We start from the raw sequence: 3,145 nt of genomic DNA, 5'->3' as shown, positions 1-3,145 counted from the left end.
TTAGTTCGTGAAAGATATTCGGCTTCTTGAGCTTTATCATAATGATGTTTATCTTGATAAAGGGATAAAGTTTTACGAACAGGGTTGAAGTGCAGATGGAAATTGGTTAATTCAAAGTTAGAGTCGGAAACAAAAGCGCGTCCTAGGTAATAGTCTTTGTCTTCTTCTAGTAAGTATTTCGGGCCGTTATATTTTAAAATTAAACAGTTACCGTATGCGTCGGAGTGGAATTGTTTTTCAAATTTAATATTTGAATATAAATGACTACCATCTTTCATATCAAAGTGAGAATGCTCAAAATCATTAAGCGGGACCCTTTGATAATCCAATCCAAGATCATTCCAACGGTCGAAAGGATAACCTTCTTGAATATAATTGGCAAGATTAGTAGGTTCTTTTTGAAGTTCCCGACGATTTTCGACCAGTTTCAATTCTTTTCTTAAACTTTCTTCTCGAGCTTGAAAAGTTTTCAAATTATTTTTAATATCCATAATTTCTTGGTTTTTATCTTTAATCGTTTGGGCATATTTTTCAGGAGTTTGTTTTAAAGTGGCGATTTCTTGTTCCAATTGCGAAATTTTATTTTCTTGGTGAATTTTAGTTAATTGTTGATGAATATCCTTTAATTCCGCTGAGATTTGAGCATAACGAAGTTGGTAATAGTTAATGCCATTTAAACGATCAAAAGTATAACTACATGCCATTTTCGTTTCGTCTTTCGGTTTAGCTAAATATTGTAAAATGCCTTGACGCCATTGGGCGTATTGGGTTTCACAAGCTTCTCTTCTTTGTTTAATTTGATTGTAATCCCGTTTTATTTTTAATTTCAAATTTAAAACTTCTTCCAGGTCCGAAGGTAACATTGCTTCATGAGTTTGAGGATTTTGTTGTTGCCATTTGGCGGTTTTTTTATAAGCTTCTTCAATGATGGTCGTTAAATCCCGATTGGAGAAGTTTTTTCCTTGACATACTTGGGCAATCTCTTTTAAAGCTAAAAAAGTATGGTAACTAATTTGATAAGGGATGATAATATGTTTTAAATAACCTAAAATTTCGGCATCTTTTAAATGACCAATATAGATTTCTTTACTAAAACGACTACGTAAAGCAGGATCGATTTTAGCAAGATTATTAGTAGCTCCCATTACCACAATTTTTTTATCCGAACGCTGAAAGCCATCTAATTTATCTAAAAGGGTATTGACAATATTCGCGCTCACCGAAGAAGTATTGTGCTCACCGCGATTAGGTAAGCCATCAATTTCATCAATAAAGATAATGGTGCGCTCATAATTTTCTGCTTCTTGCCAAATTTTTTCTAAAACTTCTTTACCTTCGCCAATGTATTTTTGATCTAGTTTAGCAGGAATTAAATTAATAAAATGCACATTCGCTTCGCCACAAAGGGCTTTGATTAAAAAAGTTTTTCCTGTTCCAGGGGGGCCATAAAGTAAATAACCTTTGGGGCGGACTTGATCAAAATTAATTAAAGATTGCTGGGTTTGAAAATAAGTTAATAAATCCGCTAATTCTTCTTTTTCGGTTTCCATTCCATACACATCTTTGAAGGTTACTTGTTTTTTTAGTTGGGGGAGTGGTTTGTTTTCTTTGACATGGTTTAATTGGATAGTTAAATTTCGCTTTTGTTTTTCGAAAGCGATTTTTTGATCGGTTAAGAACAGTTGAAAATCCTGGAAATTTTTTAATTCCGTGGGATTTTTTTGATATTCTGGTTGCGTTTTTAATTCTTCCATTCTTTTTTGATGCGCTTCCACATAATTAAGAGCTTGGTTTAATTGGAAAATTTGTTGGCGGAGATTTTCTTGGGTTTGGAGTTGGGCTTTGGCTTGAGCTAATTTGGCTAATTCTTCTTGTTTTTCTTTTTGATTTTGATTTAAGGCTTTTCTTTGGGCGATTAAATTATCAATTAAGGTTTGTTGGGTTTGTTGTTGAGCTTTTAGTTCGGTTAATTGTTGGTGTTTTTGGGTTTTCGTGTTGGGAGGCAATTCAGGATGATTGGTTAATTCGGTTTGGAGGTTTTTTATTTGGGTAATAGTCGCCGTTAAAGTTTTGACATTTTCCTCAATTTGGTTTTTTAAAATGTGATCTTGTTGGTGCAGTTCTTGGATTTTGGCTTGTTCTAAGTAGATTTGGTGGTCAATTTCTTGTGAGGGGGTAATTGGAGGTTGGTTGGTGAAGGTTGGGGGTTTAGTTGGTTGATAAGAAGGAGTGATGCCTAAAATGAATAAAATCAACAAACCTGAACTTAATAAACCCAACAAAATCAAATAGATTTTTTTGTTTAAGGTCATAGATTTCCTTCTTTCTTAGGTTGTAAGGGAGTTATTTTAAAATTAACTCTTTTACTTGGTCTTTAATAGTTTTAGATAATTTAAAAGTGACTACCGTTTTAGCAGGAATTTTAATTTTTTTCCCTGTTTGGGGATTTCTGCCCAGATAGGCTTTTTTCGCTTTTAAAACAAATTTCCCAATTTGGGGGGATAAAATGACTTCGGTATTGGTCGTAATCGCTTCGCTTAAAATCTTTTCAAAAAGGTGGTAAAACTCTGTAGTTTTGGTAATAGAAGTTTGGTTCGCTTCAGCGATTTTTTTAATTAATTCTTTTTTAGTCATAAGATTATTATTTCTCCTTTTAGTTATAGTTTTTTTTAAATGACTACGGGTTAAAAAATAGGTCCCCCGATAAATTTCCGTTAACGCATCACTCATTTTTTAAATCTCCTTTATTTGTTTATATTTTTAATAAAATTGAATAACTTTTTGGCTCCTTTTAGTTCCTTACAAATTAGTTATAGTTAAAAAGGCAAATTAGCTTATGATTTATTGTCTGAAGGTTTATGATCTAAAAAGATGACATTTTGGAGAATAACTTTTGTCGTTGTTCTGATTTGGCCTTGGTGATTTTGATATTTTTGGATCGATAAACTTCCCTCGATATATACTTTGGAACCTTTATGTAAATATTGACTCATGTTTTCCGCTAGTTTTCGAAAAGCCACACAAGGGATAAATTGGACTTGGTCTTTGTGATTAACGGCTAATTGAAAATCAATTTTGGGAATTTGTTCGTTATTGGAATTAATGTATTGTTTTTCTAAATTATGGCTCAAACGGCCGATTAATT

The 3,145-nt window shown here is 32.7% G+C and carries 3 protein-coding genes; all 3 read right to left on the bottom strand.

Features of this window, described 5'->3' with window-relative positions:
- The coding region (locus OC683_RS02170; protein ID WP_304514905.1) for an AAA family ATPase at positions 1-2,312 on the bottom strand (2,312 nt) is incomplete at its 3' end.
- A gap of 31 nt (positions 2,313-2,343) precedes the next feature.
- Positions 2,344-2,634, bottom strand: a complete 291-nt coding sequence (locus OC683_RS02165) for an HU family DNA-binding protein (protein WP_304514906.1) — start codon at positions 2,632-2,634, stop codon at positions 2,344-2,346.
- Positions 2,635-2,834: 200 nt separating this feature from the next.
- Positions 2,835-3,145: single-stranded DNA-binding protein (locus OC683_RS02160; RefSeq protein WP_304514904.1), on the bottom strand; the 311-nt coding region annotated here is incomplete at its 5' end.

This window comes from Candidatus Phytoplasma crotalariae, assembly GCF_030586865.1.
Lineage (GTDB): Bacteria > Bacillota_I > Bacilli_A > Acholeplasmatales > Acholeplasmataceae > Phytoplasma > Phytoplasma citri.
This window is presented reverse-complemented; position numbering and strand designations above follow the sequence as displayed.

Bases quoted from the DNA above. Each gene is read 5' to 3' on its own strand.
- OC683_RS02165 (WP_304514906.1), bottom strand. From the start codon at position 2,634: ATGACTAAAAAAGAATTAATTAAAAAAATCGCTGAAGCGAACCAAACT.